At 44.6% G+C, this 16,512-nt stretch carries 16 protein-coding genes; 9 read left to right on the forward strand and 7 right to left on the reverse strand.

Annotated elements, in window-relative coordinates; all coding sequences use genetic code 11:
- Positions 1-72: 72 nt before the first annotated feature.
- The 4 genes from corC to miaB all read right to left on the reverse strand — a co-directional run bounded on the left by corC (position 73) and on the right by miaB (position 4,102).
- Entirely contained in the window at positions 73-930 is an 858-nt protein-coding gene (gene corC / locus ACX5J7_RS19295) for a CNNM family magnesium/cobalt transport protein CorC (RefSeq protein WP_012517912.1), read from the reverse strand.
- 115 nt (positions 931-1,045) lie between these two features.
- Entirely contained in the window at positions 1,046-1,522 is a 477-nt protein-coding gene (gene ybeY, locus ACX5J7_RS19300) for an rRNA maturation RNase YbeY (RefSeq protein ID WP_015066804.1), read from the reverse strand.
- Complete coding sequence (locus tag ACX5J7_RS19305; RefSeq protein ID WP_015066805.1) at positions 1,519-2,640, reverse strand: PhoH family protein; 1,122 nt, start codon at positions 2,638-2,640, stop codon at positions 1,519-1,521. The genes ybeY and ACX5J7_RS19305 overlap by 4 nt, the downstream gene beginning before the upstream one ends.
- Before the next feature lie 28 nt (positions 2,641-2,668).
- Positions 2,669-4,102, reverse strand: a complete 1,434-nt coding sequence (gene miaB, locus ACX5J7_RS19310; RefSeq protein WP_498707913.1) for a tRNA (N6-isopentenyl adenosine(37)-C2)-methylthiotransferase MiaB — start codon at positions 4,100-4,102, stop codon at positions 2,669-2,671.
- A gap of 317 nt (positions 4,103-4,419) precedes the next feature.
- On the opposite strand from miaB, the gene ACX5J7_RS19315 reads away from it, so the two are divergent.
- From ACX5J7_RS19315 to ACX5J7_RS19325, 3 genes are all read left to right on the forward strand, one after another.
- Positions 4,420-5,619, forward strand: coding sequence for an FAD-dependent monooxygenase (locus ACX5J7_RS19315; protein WP_498707915.1), 1,200 nt, complete (start codon positions 4,420-4,422; stop codon positions 5,617-5,619).
- Complete coding sequence (locus tag ACX5J7_RS19320; RefSeq protein ID WP_012517917.1) at positions 5,619-5,795, forward strand: hypothetical protein; 177 nt, start codon at positions 5,619-5,621, stop codon at positions 5,793-5,795. The genes ACX5J7_RS19315 and ACX5J7_RS19320 overlap by 1 nt, the downstream gene beginning before the upstream one ends.
- A gap of 85 nt (positions 5,796-5,880) precedes the next feature.
- Entirely contained in the window at positions 5,881-6,363 is a 483-nt protein-coding gene (locus ACX5J7_RS19325) for a hypothetical protein (RefSeq protein WP_015066808.1), read from the forward strand.
- 78 nt (positions 6,364-6,441) lie between these two features.
- Here ACX5J7_RS19325 and ACX5J7_RS19330 read toward each other — a convergent pair whose 3' ends face one another.
- Positions 6,442-7,032 (reverse strand): TetR/AcrR family transcriptional regulator, encoded by a 591-nt coding sequence (locus ACX5J7_RS19330; RefSeq protein ID WP_015066809.1) that lies wholly within the window; start codon positions 7,030-7,032, stop codon positions 6,442-6,444.
- Positions 7,033-7,184: 152 nt separating this feature from the next.
- On the opposite strand from ACX5J7_RS19330, the gene ACX5J7_RS19335 reads away from it, so the two are divergent.
- A complete protein-coding gene (locus ACX5J7_RS19335; protein ID WP_015066810.1) occupies positions 7,185-7,736 on the forward strand; it encodes a carboxymuconolactone decarboxylase family protein in 552 nt (183 codons plus the stop codon).
- A gap of 72 nt (positions 7,737-7,808) precedes the next feature.
- Here the strand turns inward: ACX5J7_RS19335 and ACX5J7_RS19340 are convergent, their stop codons facing one another.
- Positions 7,809-7,991 (reverse strand): hypothetical protein, encoded by a 183-nt coding sequence (locus tag ACX5J7_RS19340; protein WP_012517921.1) that lies wholly within the window; start codon positions 7,989-7,991, stop codon positions 7,809-7,811.
- A gap of 189 nt (positions 7,992-8,180) precedes the next feature.
- Here ACX5J7_RS19340 and ACX5J7_RS19345 point away from each other — a divergent pair, with 189 nt between their 5' ends.
- Both ACX5J7_RS19345 and ACX5J7_RS19350 read left to right on the forward strand, forming a co-directional pair.
- Positions 8,181-8,351: a hypothetical protein gene (locus tag ACX5J7_RS19345; protein ID WP_333969822.1), complete on the forward strand. Its 171-nt coding sequence runs from the start codon at positions 8,181-8,183 to the stop codon at positions 8,349-8,351.
- Positions 8,352-8,935: 584 nt separating this feature from the next.
- Positions 8,936-11,497 (forward strand): TonB-dependent receptor plug domain-containing protein, encoded by a 2,562-nt coding sequence (locus ACX5J7_RS19350; protein ID WP_498707918.1) that lies wholly within the window; start codon positions 8,936-8,938, stop codon positions 11,495-11,497.
- Between the two features lie 167 nt (positions 11,498-11,664).
- Here the strand turns inward: ACX5J7_RS19350 and ACX5J7_RS19355 are convergent, their stop codons facing one another.
- Positions 11,665-12,222, reverse strand: a complete 558-nt coding sequence (locus ACX5J7_RS19355) for an acyl-CoA thioesterase (RefSeq protein ID WP_498707919.1) — start codon at positions 12,220-12,222, stop codon at positions 11,665-11,667.
- 87 nt (positions 12,223-12,309) lie between these two features.
- Between ACX5J7_RS19355 and ACX5J7_RS19360 the strand changes: the two genes are divergently transcribed.
- The 3 genes from ACX5J7_RS19360 (at position 12,310) to ACX5J7_RS19370 (ending at position 16,425) form a co-directional block, all read left to right on the forward strand.
- Complete coding sequence (locus ACX5J7_RS19360) at positions 12,310-12,930, forward strand: flavin reductase family protein (RefSeq protein ID WP_498707920.1); 621 nt, start codon at positions 12,310-12,312, stop codon at positions 12,928-12,930.
- Between the two features lie 50 nt (positions 12,931-12,980).
- Positions 12,981-13,637: a cupin domain-containing protein gene (locus ACX5J7_RS19365; RefSeq protein ID WP_157315850.1), complete on the forward strand. Its 657-nt coding sequence runs from the start codon at positions 12,981-12,983 to the stop codon at positions 13,635-13,637.
- A gap of 214 nt (positions 13,638-13,851) precedes the next feature.
- Complete coding sequence (locus tag ACX5J7_RS19370; protein ID WP_498707921.1) at positions 13,852-16,425, forward strand: hypothetical protein; 2,574 nt, start codon at positions 13,852-13,854, stop codon at positions 16,423-16,425.
- The last annotated feature ends 87 nt before the right edge of the window (positions 16,426-16,512 follow it).

Consider the following 16,512-nt stretch of genomic DNA (forward strand, 5'->3'; position numbering starts at 1 on the left):
TATAATTAACCTAGGGCGAAAGCGTCATGCTTTATTTCGCCCAAGGAAAAAGGCGCTTGCTAAGTTACTGCATTACTCAAGTGAAGGCACAGACACTTTGAGCTGAATAAGCCGACGTTTGTCCGAGTTGGTGACTTTGAATTGAATATCGCCAATGGTTATCTCGTCGTTGGTTTCAGGCATATGGCCAAACGCTTTAAGTACTATTCCGCCAATGGTATCCGCTTCTTCTTCACTGAACTTGGTTTCAAAAAATTCGTTGAAGTCGTCTACCGGGGTAAGCGCTTTAACGGAATAGGTCGACTTATTCAGCGGGCGAATATCGTCGGTGCCGTCTTCTTCGGTATCGTATTCGTCTTCAATTTCACCCACGATAATCTCTAGAATATCTTCAATGGTGACAAGACCCGATACGCCGCCGTATTCATCGACAACAATGGCCATGTGGTAGCGCTGTTGACGAAATTCTTTTAGCAGTACGTCAACCCGTTTACTCTCAGGGACAATGACCGCAGGGCGTAAAATATCTTTCAGGTTAAATTCTTTTTCTGCATTAAAAGCGAACGCAAGCAGGTCTTTTGCAAGCAAAATACCTTCGATGTGGTCTTTATCTTCACTAATAACAGGAAAACGGGAGTGGGCAGATTCAAGCATGAGAGGCAGGAATTCTTCTACCTTCTTCTCAACATCTATGGTGGTCATTTGAGCGCGAGGGATCATGATATCCCTTACTCGCATTTCATTTACCCCAATTACCCCTTCAATCATTTCACGGGTTTGTGGGTCTATGATGTCATTCTGTTCAGCATCGGTAATAACCGATACTAACTCTTCTTTACTTCTCGGCTCGCCAGAAATCGAATTTTTTAGTTTATCTAACCAACTCTTGCCTGATGAGCCGTTGGTAGAGTGAGGATTATCGTCGCTCATAATGTCCGTTTAATTGTTAGTTCAACGCCAACGTTAAAATGGTTCGTGCTGGGCGTCAATGTTTTATTGTTATTAAGTGTTAAATGCTATATATAACAATGGTTTGTGATGACTTTTACTCGTCAGCGTCGTAGGGGTTATCAATGCCTAATTGGGCAAGAATATCAATCTCTTTACCTTCCATTTCCTCGGCTTCTGCATCGTCTATATGGTCATATCCCATTAAATGCAAGAGGCCGTGGACTGTCATATGTGCGTAGTGATCGCTTACTTGCTTATCCTGCTCTTCAGCTTCACGGCTGATAACGGGCGCACAAATAACTAAATCGCCAAGCAGGTTAACTTCAATACCTGGCGGCGCTTCAAAAGGAAAAGATAATACATTAGTAGGTTTGTGTTTACCGCGATATTCACTGTTCAAGCTTTGGCTTTCCGCTTCATCGGTAAAGCGAATAGTGACTTCTTGATCACTTAAACCTTCGTACTTAAGAACAGCATTGGCCCATAACTCAAGCTCTGCAGGCGAAGGGATGTCAATTGAAATGACCTCTTCACCTTCGAATGCTTGTTGTACATCAATAATAGCGGTCACGATGCGCTATCGCCTTTTGCGGGCGACGCGTTAGACTGGTTTTGCGCTGACTGCGCAGACGCATTAGCTTGCGCGTCTTGGGCGGTTTGCTCACGCTGAAGTTGCAAAGCTTCCTCTTTACGCGCTTTGCGAAGACGCTCTTGTTCCGCGTCGTGAACCTCGTAAGCACGCACAATGCGAGCAACTACAGGGTGTCGTACCACGTCCTCTGCATGAAAGAAATTGAACGATATATCGTTCACTTCGCTTAATACTTCGATGGCATGGCGCAGGCCTGATTTCGCGCCACGAGGTAAATCTACCTGTGTGATGTCACCGGTGATCACCGCTTTCGAATTAAAGCCGATACGGGTTAAGAACATTTTCATTTGCTCTACCGTGGTGTTTTGGCTTTCATCCAGAATAATAAAGGCATCGTTAAGTGTACGGCCACGCATGTAAGCCAGCGGAGCCACTTCAATTACATTGCGCTCCATAAGCTTTTCAACTTTCTCGAAGCCCAGCATTTCAAATAGGGCGTCGTAAAGAGGGCGTAAGTACGGGTCGACCTTTTGCGATAAATCGCCGGGTAAGAAACCTAATTTTTCACCAGCTTCCACCGCAGGGCGGGTAAGCAATATGCGGCGTATCTCTTGGCGTTCTAGCGCGTCTACTGCCGCAGCTACTGCGAGATAGGTTTTACCTGTACCCGCAGGGCCAATACCAAAGGTAATGTCGTGGTTAACAATGTTCGCCACGTATTGCGCCTGGTTGGGGTTGCGCGGCTTAATCACGCCGCGCTTAGTTTTGATATTCACTTCTTTGCCATAGCCACCGGTTGCGTCTTTCTCAATAACCCGGGCTTCTTGAATGGCTAAGTGAACTTGTTCTGCTTCAAGCTCTGGAATACGGCCTTTAATCGGCTGTGTTTCTATATAAAGAAGCTTAAGTAATTCACTAGCACTTTTTATTTGCTGCGGTTCACCCAACACCTTGAACGCGTTATTTCGGTAGGTAATTTCTACGCCTAGCCTGCGCTCTATCTGTTTGATGTTATCGTCAAAGGGGCCACACAAACTCGCCAAACGCTTACTATCTGACGGTTCTAAATCAAATTCGTTACTAACCAATGTACTCAAGCTACTTTTATCCTCGCTTTAAATGTATTTAGGCTGGGCTAAATTGACCCACGCCAAGCTCATCGGGCATATCTGCCTGATGCTTTGCCATAATAGATTGGGGCGAAACGGCAACACGCAAGCCCATCTCACTCTCTCTGCGCACAACTTCACCACGTAGTGAGTTGGTAAATACGTCGGTGATGTTTACATCAACGAATTCGCCAATCATGTCAGGTGTGCCTTCAAAGTTTACCACCCGGTTATTTTCAGTACGTCCAGAAAGCTCCATTGGGTTTTTCTTTGACGGACCTTCAACCAGAATACGCTGCTCTGTACCTACCATGTGACGAGCAATGCGCAATGCTTGTTGCGTAATACGCTGCTGTAGAAGGTGAAGACGCTGCTTTTTGATCTCTTCCGTTACATCGTCGATAGCATCAGCCGCTGGTGTACCAGGGCGGGCACTATAAATGAAGCTGAAGCTAAGATCGTAATCTACGGCCTGAATCAAATCCATGGTGGCTTCAAAGTCAGCATCGGTTTCACCAGGGAACCCAATGATAAAGTCGCTCGACAAACTAATGTTCGGGCGAATCTTTTTCAGCTTACGCATTTTAGATTTGTATTCTAATGCAGTATGACCGCGCTTCATAAGGTTCAATATGCGGTCTGAGCCACTTTGAACCGGTAGGTGAAGGTGGTCAACAAGTTCTGGAATTGAGGCGTATACGTCAATGATGTCGTCCGTAAATTCAACCGGGTGCGACGTGGTGTAGCGAATGCGGTCGATACCGTCGATAGCTGCAACGAGTTCAAGTAACTCAGAGAAACGACAAATCGTACCGTCGTAGTTTTCACCGCGGTATGCATTTACGTTTTGACCAAGAAGGTTTACTTCACGTACGCCTTGGCCAGCAAGCTGTGCAATTTCAAGCAATACGTCATCAACAGGGCGGCTTACTTCTTCACCACGGGTGTAAGGTACTACGCAGAATGTACAGTATTTTGAACAGCCTTCCATAATTGAAACGAACGCGGTTGGGCCTTCAGCGCGCGGCTCAGGCAGGCGATCAAACTTTTCAATTTCAGGGAAGCTCACGTCAATCACTGACTTTGCGCCGCCTTTAAGTTCGTTAATCATCTCAGGCAAGCGGTGTAGTGTTTGCGGGCCGAAAACCAAGTCTACGAATGGCGCGCGCTGACGAATAGTGTCGCCTTCTTGTGAGGCTACACAGCCACCTACACCAATAATAAGTTCTGGCTTATCTTGCTTGAGGGTTTTCCAACGGCCAAGTTGATGAAACACTTTTTCCTGCGCTTTTTCGCGGATAGAGCAGGTGTTAAGCAAAATAACGTCGGCTTCTTCAGCACTTTGTGCAGCGCTAAAGCCGTGTGTTGAGTCTAGTAAGTCTGCCATTTTCTCCGAGTCGTACTCGTTCATTTGGCAGCCCCAGGTTTTGATATACAGCTTTTTAGTCATAACAACTATTCGATAACCTGTTAGTGTTCTTGTAAGTGAATGTAGTTTTACGTGGGTAAAGGCAAAGCATTTGCCCATCTGTTCTTAATCGGGCACATCAAAATAACCCGCAAAAAACAACTAACAATGTCAGTTACAAGAAGATGTTCAAAATAGCCGCATATTTTACCTGTTATGTATGCATATTCCCAGTGTATTGCGACGATTAGTGAATTTTTGATCTAACGCTATGATCTACCTCTAAACGGTATGACGTTTTACTTCACAGGGCTTGGTATTTTACGACATAATGCAAGTGCGTGTTTTAAGGAGAGTAAATGGTCGATTTCTGTATAAATGGCGGTGGAATGGTGGGGGCTGCGCTGGCGCTAGGCCTTGCACAGCAGCACTACAAGGTAGTGGTTATAGAGCCTCACTTGCCTAAGCCTTTTCACCACGGTGATGGACCTGACCTGCGGGTATCGGCAATAAGCGAAGCTTCCGTTACGCTTTTAAAAGCACTGGGCGCCTGGGAGCATATTGCCGCTATGCGTGTAAAGCCGTATACGGGCCTTAGCGTGTGGGACGACCCTGCGCATCGAACAGACTTCACCGCACAAAGTATCGATATGCCCCAGCTTGGCTACTTTGTAGAAAACCGATTGTTGCAACTAGGTTGCCACGAAGCACTAAAACAGTATGAGAATGTTGAGCTTATTAGTGGCCAAACGGTGCAAGACATTCTGTTAGCCAATACTGCTACCGTTAAACTTTCTAGCGGCAGAACGATAGAGGCTAAGTGGCTTATTGGTGCTGATGGAGCAAACTCTCAGGTAAGAAAGGCGGCCGGTATTGGCACCACAGGTTGGCAGTATGCCCAACAGGCAATGGGTATCACAATCAAAATGGAAAAGCCTGTAGAGCCTGTGACCTGGCAGCAGTTTACCTCAAGCGGCCCAAAAGCGTTTTTGCCTATGTTCGACAACTATGCCTCGCTTGTGTGGTACGACTCGCCCGACGAACTCAAACGCATAAAAAGTTTAAAAGCGAGCCAACTTGAGAGTGAAATTCTTAACACTTTTCCTGATGAACTCACTAAAAATGACAACAGCTTTTCTGTTGTAGACAAAGCAGTTTTTCCGCTTACTCGTTCTCATGCTAAACACTATGTTAAAGGCTGCTGTGTGTTAATTGGCGATGCAGCGCACACCATTAATCCATTGGCTGGGCAGGGCGTGAATTTAGGTTTCAAAGACGTAGAGGCGTTTTTATCTGTTACCGCTAAGGTTAATGCCAGCCACAGCACTGGTGAGCTGTCGCTAAAGGATAACCTATTTTTGCAAATGCTTATCAACGACTATGAAAGGCCACGAAAGCGAGATAACGTAGTAATGATGAGCGCAATGGATGGGTTTTATACCTTGTTTAGCAACGATATTGCCCCCATTAAATGGGTAAGAAACCAGCTACTTTCTGTGGCGCAGCGCATCGAGCCTGCTAAACAACAAGTGCTTAAATATGCGATAGGGTTACGATAATGGAAGTATTAATTTTACTGGCGGTGTTGTTTGGTGCACTGGCATTAATTATACCGCTAATAGAGCGCTCTAAAATGCGTATAAGTAGTGAAGATGCGGCTAAATGGGCGAAGTGGATTTGGCCGTTGATGGGAATACTGCTTATTGCGCAATTATTGCGTTTGTTGTTCTCTTAAAAGCCTTTGCTTAGATTTGAAAAAGCACAAAATCATTTCACTTGTTTAAGCTAACCCAGCTCATAATTAAAAAAGGTTCAAAGGAATGACCGTACAATTCTCGCAAGGGTTCTCTAATCAATGCCCGTTGGTTAGTTTAAAAGGCTATAGCCTTTATTATATTTGGCAAGGGCACCCATTCGACGAAGGTGAGAAAAACTTTTATCAGTTGAAGAGTACACCTGACCCCGAAAAGGTTGAGGTGATGTCTGCCTGTTGGGATGGCTATGCGGGCAGTTACCAGCTAAACGCTGAAGGAAGGCTTATTCTTACTCAGTTTTATTATTTTCTGCCCGACGGTTTGGGGGAATCCGATGCCCTACTTGAGGAGCTGCACGGCGACTTTTACTTAGAGTTTAGAACCCACTTTGAAGGTGATCAATTATACGTCCCCTTTGTTGATGGTAACGTGATTATTGAACAAGAACAGTGGGTTGAAATTAAGCGAACCCGAGTTGATTCAAAAGCTAACAATAATAACCTTTTCGCTTGGTTAAAGAGAGTTATTCCAAGTCGCATGTTTGATTAAACCATATTCTATGCAACGGCTTTTAAAGCACTCGTTGTGAAAATACGCTGTTTCAGCGCCTTTGAGCCGTCATTCACATTAACGCGTTTTTTGAGGCCATTGCCCTTTTAAGTCGATCATTACTTTGTCGATCATTTGAATAGTGGCTTTATTTTCGTCTTGCATTAAGGCGAACGCACGCAAACCCACGAATTGATTTTGAAGCCAGTCCGCAGCTAATGTAGTTGGCGTATGTGCAGGCAATTCACCGTTTTCGATACAGGCTTCAATAATATCGCTAAAGCCAGCCTTAAGGGTCTGCATACTATCAAGCACCGCTTTTTTGGCGACATCACCAATGATATCTAATTCTGCAATAGACTTTACTAGCAAGCATTGGCGCATATAGCGCTGCTCATTAGGCACAGTCAATGCTGTTTCAAAAAAGCAATAAAGCGCATTTAAAGGCGATTCTGCTTCTTTCACCTGCTTTAATCGCTTTGCGCTGTTCTCTGCATAGCGTTCCACAACAAGCTTGAACAATCCTTCTTTACTTTGAAAGCGCGCGTAGATACTACCGGGGCGCATGTCTAATGCCTGTTGGATATCACGCATACCCGCAGCTTGAAAGCCTCGCTGCCAAAAAAGTGTGGTCGCTTTTTCGATTATTTCATCGTGGTCATATTTCATTGCTGCATACCTTATACGTGAATACTTTGAACATGTGTTCAATTATCGCTTGAACGATCGTTCAAGTAAACCTATTATTAATGTCATACCAAAGAGGTAAGAGTAACCAGAAGGGTTATTTAAGTTTCTAGTCACATCAATAGGAGAGTGATATGAGCGATTTTACATTACATACGAAAGACACGGCACCGGAGGCGGCAAAGCCACTCATTGATAACTCGGTAAGTGCATTTGGCATGCTGCCCAACCTACATGCCGTCATGGCAGAGGCGCCTACATTGCTAGAAGGCTACCAAGTACTGCACAAGCTAGCGCAAGAAACATCGTTCAGCGCAGATGAACTTACCGTAGTATGGCAGTCAATTAACGTTGAACATGCATGTCACTACTGTGTACCGGCGCATACAGGTATTGCAAAAAGTATGAATGTAAGTGATACGCTAATTGAGGAGCTCCGTAACGATGAAGTTCTTTCAGATAGCAAACTCAACACGTTAAAAGAAACCGTACTCGCGGTAACGCGTGGTCGTGGTAATGTTGAAGAAACTCAGCTTAAGGCATTCTATGATGCTGGGTATGCGCACAAACAGCTGTTAGAAATTATCTTGGTATTGGCGCAAAAAGTGATGAGTAACTACACGAATCACCTAGCTGAAACGCCAGTAGACGAGCCGTTTAAAAAGTTTGAATGGTCGCCAAAGTAAGACTTAATTCACTTATGTGAACCAGACAATTAGCGAAATGTGCAAAACGGAAGCCTCGGCTTCCGTTTTCTTTTATGAGGCTAATTGAAGCTGTTCGCTAAGTGCTTCAGCGGTATTTGCCGCTATTGCTGCATCGTAACCCTGGCTCTCTAAAAGGGTTTTCAAATCTTGGCTGGAGCGATTCTCTGAATGTTTAACAAGTGCGATGCCTTCGATTAAACATGAAAGGTGTGCGAAAGACTGTGTATCAATCATGGTACTTCTTCTAATCATCTGTTGGTAAACGCGTTCAATTGTGACAATCGAACAAGTCAATGCAATTAATATTCTATGACCTTTTTATGACAAACTTAAGCAAAGGGATCAGCGGTCACTTGAATTGTATATACAAAAGCTATACATTAGTTATACGGATGAAGTCGTTTTGGCCTATAAGGGCGCTACATGTCTGAGAAAAACAACAAAAAGAAGAAAAAGAATAGTCAAATGATTATTCGGATTAACGATGAAGAGCGCGCTCAGTTTATTGAACTCTGCGAAGAGCTTGATACGTCTGCCGCTCGAGAAGTTAGGCGCTTCATCCGCGAGTTCATCGAAAAACACGATGGGCTCTAAGTGCTGCTATTGGCAGTAAAACACTACGAAAGAACAATAAATCGAAAGGATAGTTATTATGGCTAAGAAAAAAGAGCTAAAAAAAGAAATCAAAGCAACTAAAGCTAAAATCTCTAAGCAGGAAGGCAAGCTTAAAAAGTTAAAAAAGAAGCTTAAAAAAGCGTAAGCTTTTTGGCAGAGCCTCTACTCATTAGGCGCGGCAAATAGTTGTTTGTCGCTCCTATTAACACCAGCCTTAATTACCGTCGAGCTACACTCACAATTTAAATATGTGGTACTTAAGCGCTAAGCGAACCGTTTTGTTAGTTTATACCTCCTCATCCTCTAGATTCTGCATATTGTCGAATTTACACTTTTATTACTACTTTAGTATTGTATAGCCCCGCTATTTTGTGCTTAACTCAGCGCATAAACCCCGTTGGTTTCACGTCTATAAAAATAAGTCTTGTAGTTCAAACAAGCGTTTAGCATTAACCCTAAATTAAACGAGAAAGAAGAAGCACTTGGTAAGTGCGCGCCAAAGCGCTTGCCATACGCGAAATTCTCTTCCTTGAAGTAAACACATAAAATTCAGGAACATCACAATGCAACAGGCAAAAATTAACGCTTCTGTTTTTAAGCTTTCCTTAATTGCTTCTGCAATCGCCGGAATATCTTTTTCTAGCGCGTCTTTTGCTCAAGAGCAAACCGCTATCGATGAGCAGGATGTTGAACAAATCCAAATTGTAGGTTCACGTCGAGTAGGGCGTACCGTTAATGATTCCCCGGTACCTATCGATATTATCGACGCTTCATCTATTGAGGCGACAGGCTTAACTGAAACCAACATGATCCTTAACCAGTTACTGCCAAGCTTTAACTTTCCGCAGCCTTCAGTTACCGATGGTACGGACCACGTGCGCCCAGCTCAGCTTCGCGGTTTAGCCCCCGATCACACCCTTGTACTGGTTAACGGTAAGCGTCGTCACACATCTGCGTTACTTAACCTAAACGGCTCGGTGGGTCGCGGATCATCAGCGGTAGATTTAAACGCTATTCCAGCTAATGCTATCAAACGAATTGAAGTGTTGCGTGACGGTGCAGCAGCGCAGTACGGCTCTGACGCTATCGCCGGCGTAATTAATATCGTATTGAAAGACGCCGCTGAAGGCGGTGAAGTATCGGCAACTTACGGTGCTAACGTCACCACAATGGACGGCGTGCCAAACCTTGAAAGTGTTGGTATTGACGCAAACGGCGACCTAGCGTTCACCGAAGGAAGTGACCGAGAGGTAACCGACGGCCAAACCTTTACCCTTCGTGGAAACGTGGGTTTTGAGTGGGGCGACGATGGCTTTGTAAATGTTTCAGGTGAATATCGCGACCGCGGCCAAGCAAATCGTGCCGACTACGATCAGCGAGAAAACTATGCTCGTGATGCAGACGGCAACCTCGACCCACGTGAACTCACAGTAAATCGCTATAACCACGTATACGGTAATGGTGAGGTAGAAGACTACGCGCTGTTTATTAATGCCGGTAAAGCACTTACCGATAGCGTCGAGTTTTACACTACAGCAGGCTACAGCACCCGTGACTCGCTAGGCAGTGGTTTCTATCGCCGTGCACAAGACTCGCGCAACATTGTTGAAATTTACCCTGACGGCTTCTTACCTGCTATTCAGACCGACATCACAGATATGTCGCTTATCGCCGGAATTAAAGGCTACGGCGATGTATGGAATTATGACCTATCAGTTACGCACGGCGGTAACGAGCTAGAGTACGGTGTTGTTAACACGCTAAATACATCCCTTGGCCCAACAAGTCAGACTGAGTTTGACGCGGGTACCCTTGAGTACGATACGACTATCATTAATGCAGACGCATCTCGTCTGGTCGATACAGGGCTGTTTTACAGCGAAATGAACTTTGCAATGGGCGCAGAATATCGCCACGAAGGTTATGATATTACAGCGGGTGAAGAGAACTCGTACATCCAAGGTACCTTCGGTCCAGGCGGAGCTGTGACCGACCCCGTTGACGGGCCGTTTGGTGCAGCTGGCTCTCAAGTGTTCCCTGGTTTTACACCAGAGTCGGCCGGTGACAACAGCCGTCACAACTATAGCTTCTATGTAGACTTGGAAGCTGATGTGGTAGAGAACTGGAACGTTGCTGTTGCCGGTCGTTATGAAGATTATTCTGATTTTGGTAGCACGTTCAACTGGAAGATGTCGCACCGTGTAACCTTGAGCGATGCGTTTGCACTTCGCGCATCGGTATCAACAGGCTTTAGAGCACCGTCGCTTCAACAGCAGTTTTTCACCTCAATTGCTACCGTATTTGTTGACGGCGAGCCAACTGAAACCGGGACATTTGCACCTTCAAGCGATGTGGCACAAGCGCTGGGTAGCCCAGGTTTAGATGCAGAAGAGTCGGATAACTACAGCGCGGGCTTCACATATTCCCCAACGGCTGACTTTAACTTAACGGTAGATTTCTATCGCATCGATATTGATGACCGTATTGTGCTGTCTAACAACTTATCGGGTGAAGCAATTGAAGCACTACTAGAAGGCACGGGTGCTAATCAGGCGCGTTTCTTCTTAAACGCCATAGATTCCCGTACCGAAGGTGTTGATATTGTGTCTACCTATACATTGAACACGGCAGATTACGGTGCGTTTAACTTTAACGCAGGTGCTAACTTTAACGACAATGAAGTAACCAGCGTAATTGATGCGCCTGAAGTGCTTCAAAATGCAGGCTTTGACCAAGACAACCTGTTCAGCGATGTTGAGCTTCGTCGTTTTGAAACGAGCTCGCCAGACAGTAAGTTAAACTTGGGCGTTACATGGAACTACGACCGTTACACCACTACGCTTCGCACCACACGCTATGGTGAAGTGGAAGATCCTTCTTCAATTGAAGCCCGCAACGAAATTCTTCCTTCGGAATGGATCACTGACTTGGATGTTCGTATAGCGTTGACAGAAGGGTTAACCGTATCGGTAGGTGCCAACAATGTATTCGATGTATACCCAGAGCCAACCCGAGATTTGGTAGACGATGTAACTACGTTCTCTCGTTTATTCTCATACTCAGGCTTCTCGCCTTACGGCTTCACAGGCCGTTTTGTATACGGCAAAGTCGCGTATCGCTTCTAACAATGCGGTAAAACACGGATAAAAACAAAAGGCAGGCTGACCTATTTGGCCTGCTTTTTTTGTTTAGCGCCAGTATGAAACACTTGCGTTTACCAAACCTATATCTTTCGTGCTGAAGCTAAGGTTAATGCAGCTATCATTTGAAACAGGGGCTGAAACAAGTCCGATTAGCTGTCTCTATCGAACGTCAATACACATCGGCGTGCATCAACTAGCGCAAAGTCTTCTTTAGGAATGAAAGCATCATAATCACGTTGAAGCTTAACTTGTGCTTCTTTGCGAATTTTACTGCGGCGAATAGCGGTTACAAAATTGCGCATTTCATGATGGTTTGTGAGTTCAAGTTCAGGGACAGAAACCGGCGTACCGCTGTCGTCTTTGGCCACCATAGTAAAAAAGCTATTGTTGGTATGCTTCACTTCGTTGGTTTTTATGTTTTCCGTTGTTACTTTAATGCCCACCACTAACGATGTATTCCCAACATAGTGGACAGTAGCATCTAGATGAAGTAAATCGCCAACCTCAACGGGCTGTAAGAACTCTACGCCATCAACCGTAACGGTTACGCAATATGCGCCAGCATGCTTACTTGCACAGGAATAGGCCACTTTGTCCATTAAAGATAAAATGACGCCGCCATGTACTTTGCCACCAAAGTTAGCGAAGGAGGGCACCATAAGTTCTGTGAGTCGGGTTCTGGAAAATGCGACACTGCGTGCAGTCATAAACTACCTTATTAATCTTGAAAACGGGAGGAGACGTAGTCATATCAGAGCTATCAATTACACTATCACACTTTTTAAGGAATGGTTTTGTCACACACGCATTTTTACCAACCTAAAAACGGCCACGGTCTCGCACATGACCCGTTTAACGCCATCATTGCGCCGCGACCTATTGGTTGGATTTCGACAAGATCGAAAGACGGAATACTTAATCTCGCGCCTTACAGCTTTTTTAACGCGCTAAACTATACGCCACCGATTATTGGTTTTTCAGTGGTAGGCAGCAAAAAAGATTCGTTAATCAACGTACAGGAAACCGGTGAGTTTTGCTGGAATCTTGTATCGGAAGATTTAGTTAATGCGATGAACACAACCAGTAAGCCTCTGGCCCCAGAGGAGAGCGAGTTCGACCATGCAGGGCTTCAGACTGTAGACAGTGAAATAGTGCAGGTTCCACGCGTAAAAGACAGCAAAGTAAGCATGGAATGCAAGCTTACTGATGTGGTACAGCTAAAATCAGCCTCAGGCGATGACGTGAATAGCTGGTTTATTATGGGCGAGGTAGTGGGCGTCCATATTAACAAATCGCTTATCGAAAACGGCGTTTACAGCACGCTTAAAAGCGCGCCGGTGAGCCGTGGTGGAGGGAAGGGAGATTACTATACGATTTCTCAAGAAAACTTCTTTGAAATGCTAAGACCTGAGTAGCGGTCTTTAATAAAAGAGCGATAACGCGCCAATACCAATCGGTGACCTAAATGTTAAATATGAACTTTGATGAACGCCTAGCTATTAATACGCAGAAGCAAGAGTGGCAGCCGTCGCCATCTTCCACGGTATGGCGTAAACCGTTAGAGCGTGAAGCAAAGGAGTCAGGCCATACAACGAGTGTGGTGAAATACGACGCTGGCGCTAGCTTTAAACAGCATAGCCATCCCTATGGTGAGGAGATTCTCGTATTAGAAGGTGTATTTTCTGACGAGCACGGTGATTATCCGGCGGGCACGTATTTGCGAAATCCTCCGGGCAGTAAACACAGCCCGTTTAGTAACGAAGGCTGTGTGATCTTGGTTAAACTCAATCAGTTTGATAAGCGCGATTTAGCTGAGGTTAGAGTGAACACGAATACGGCAGAATGGCTGCAAGGGCAGGGCGGTTTAGAGGTGATGCCGCTTCACAACTTTGAGCATGAACATGTTGCGCTGGTTAAGTGGCCTGTTGGCGAGGTATTTAAGCCCCACAAGCATTTCGGTGGGGAAGAAATATTTGTACTGTCGGGGACCTTTAAAGACGAGCATGGTAAATACCCCAAAGGTACATGGATAAGAAGCCCGCATATGAGTCAGCATCATCCATACGTTGATGAAGAAACAATCATCTGGGTTAAGACAGGGCATTTGCCAGTGGCGTTGTAGGGTATCAATGAAATAGGGCTTGAAAAGACGAAGATTAATGTTTAACTTTTCGTGTTGAATCAGCAGAAAAATCGAGCATTCTTACCGTTTAAAAACATGGATAGTTTTAGTTGTCGCGTTTTGGATAAAGTTAAGTAAGTTTACCTCTCTAAAGCATTGCCTCTTCTATTTTTCCGATGTTCTTATAAAGCATGCTCATAATTACGAGTGTAATATGAACAGCATAGTTAGCCTTATCAAACATAGTGCGGTTGCCGTCGTCACTTTATCGGTATTATCAGCATGCGGAGGGGGAGGCGGAGATTCCTCATCCCCTTCACCTACCCCTGTAACACCTACCAATCCAACCCCTCCTCCAAGCGGACTTTTTAGCAAGTATGATGGGCTTAAAAATGAAGCAGTAGTCGACAGCACTTCTGCTTATGATATTGCCTATTATGTAACGTCGGCTTTAGATACGTCTGTAATGTTAGCGCATGCAGACGAATTCCCTTATGCCCGTTTTGACCGAGTGTTAACGGATCACGAGCAACCGACAGGGGTAGACTGTGAGTCTGGAGAGTTAATTGTTGGCGAGTTAAAAAATGATACCTCTGAGGTTGAATACATAAACTGCGCTTTGGGGCCTTATACCTTCAATGGTAAAGGTGCGTTGTCTGTATCGTCTGTGTCTTCTAATGGCGAGTCGTTTGAGGGGCTCCTGTCATTTGATAGCCTAACCATCGACAATTCACGAATGGTTGCAACCTTCGAGGGTACGATTGAAGCATCTGTTGGTGAACAATACACAGAGTCAGCCACCGTAAACGGGCTGCTTACGTACGCGTCATCAGGTGTTACAGTATTTATTGATGACGTAGATGTCGACACGACGATTTCCGAAAATAACCCAGTGCTAGTGCCTGAAGGCAGAATCTACATTTCTCCTTATGGTTACGTTGATATTACGACTATGCAACCTGGCTCATTCACTTCACCGTCTCTTGCCCTCGCTATCACGGGCTCAAGCACACTTATAATCAAAGAAAAAGAAGAAGGGCTTGTCTCTGTTGGCCTTTTCAGCGATATCAATAATGCTGAAGAGCCTACACTTGTTATTCCTTTTTCTTTTATTGGTAATCAAAACTATTTAGATGCTGAAAATACGGCGCCACTTGTTAATGTGGCATCTACGTCACTTGAAGCTGACCGCAACGTTTTTATGTTATTAGACACAAGCGAAAGTAGTGATATTGATGATGACCTTCTTACTTTTCAGTGGAGCGTTCTATCGGCCCCTGAAGGTGCTAACGTCTCATTTCAAAATAACGGCTTTAACAATACTCGCGTAAGCTTTTCGCAGTCAGGTCAATATCAGCTTCAGGTTATCGCTTTTGATGGGAAGGTGGAGTCAGACCCTGTGACGGTGTCGGTTTATGTTAAACAAAGCCAACCACAAATAGAGCTAGCGAGCTTAGCGTCTAACCTGCAGGTGGGTGAAATATATTCAAATAATATTGAGATATTAAATGCCCAGGGGAACGGACCCTTCGAATTTAGGTTAGTTACCTCGCCGTTAGATATGCAAATAACCGATGACGGTAGCATTGAATGGAAAGCATTTGTGCCTAATTTTGGCTACCCGCTAGACGTTAACTTTGAAATAGAAGTGAGAAATCGCGATTATGCGACAAGGCTCAAACACACCCTTACAGTAGCTACCAACAGCACACCTGACCCTGTTGTAGAAAATTTAATTTCAGACGTCGACAATTATGAGGTTTTGGGAAACATTGCTGCCACAAGAGATGGCTATGCGGTAGGAAGTTTGAAAGGGGTATTTAGCTTAAATGAAGATAGAAGTACTTCATTCACTGAAAAAGCGGCTGCTGAACTAGAGCCTACCTTTATTTCTTTGTCGACCACATCTCTTGATACTTACGGTTGGGAAGTATTTGACTCTACGTTAGTGAGAAAAAGTTTTAACAGCAATGCAGTGTCAGAATACGCGATTAATGTGAATGGTAGCCCTCCAGAATTTGATTTTGTTAACGTGGCCGGTGTTGACTATGTCTTCGTAAGAGTGAACAGAGAGCTCTTCATTGTTGAACAAGACAGCATGGAGGAAGTGGCGCAACTAACCTTATGGGGCCTTGAGGGAAGCGGACGAATCAGAGGGCTGAGTGGTTATACTTGGCAGGAAAACAATTATATTGCGATGATTGTTGACGATCATCTCGTTATTTTACAAAAGACACCTGAAGGCTTTGAAGTTTTTAGAAAAGTTAAATATCCAACGGAGCAAGAGGTGTATCTTATCTCCGATGAGCCAGCTATTGTGAACGCATACGTTGATGATAGCCCCTTTGTATCCATCATGGTTAGAGAGAGAATTAACGTTAACAGCACCAACCCACAAGCGCTTCTTTTCAATCACATTTATAACGTTGTTGATGACAGCTTTGTTTCTGTTTACTCTGATTCAAGCATTGAAATCTCCAGAATGACATCAGCAAATCGCCTTGACTATTGTAGCGAGTTTTCTGATATAAAAGCTCACGGCGTGACATATGTCATTTCCCCTGAGTTTAACTTAACCGATGATCTGCAATATGATTCTAGCCAAGCTAAATCAAAAGTGTACGCATTAGATATGCATTCAGGCGAACTTATATGGGAGTCTGACTTCTTACTGGCAGACTCAGAAAGAGAAGCCAGTTTGAATAACAATATTTACTGTGATGAAGATAGTAATGGTAATGTCAGGTTAACCTTTGCTACCGGTAAGGTACTTTATCAAACTCATTAAAACTGCTTTATAGAAACAAGAAGGGGCATCAATGATGCCCCTTTTTTGTTTGCCCAGCGAANGNNGNNAANCCGTNAAGAAACAATC

The organism is Alteromonas infernus, from assembly GCF_902705815.1.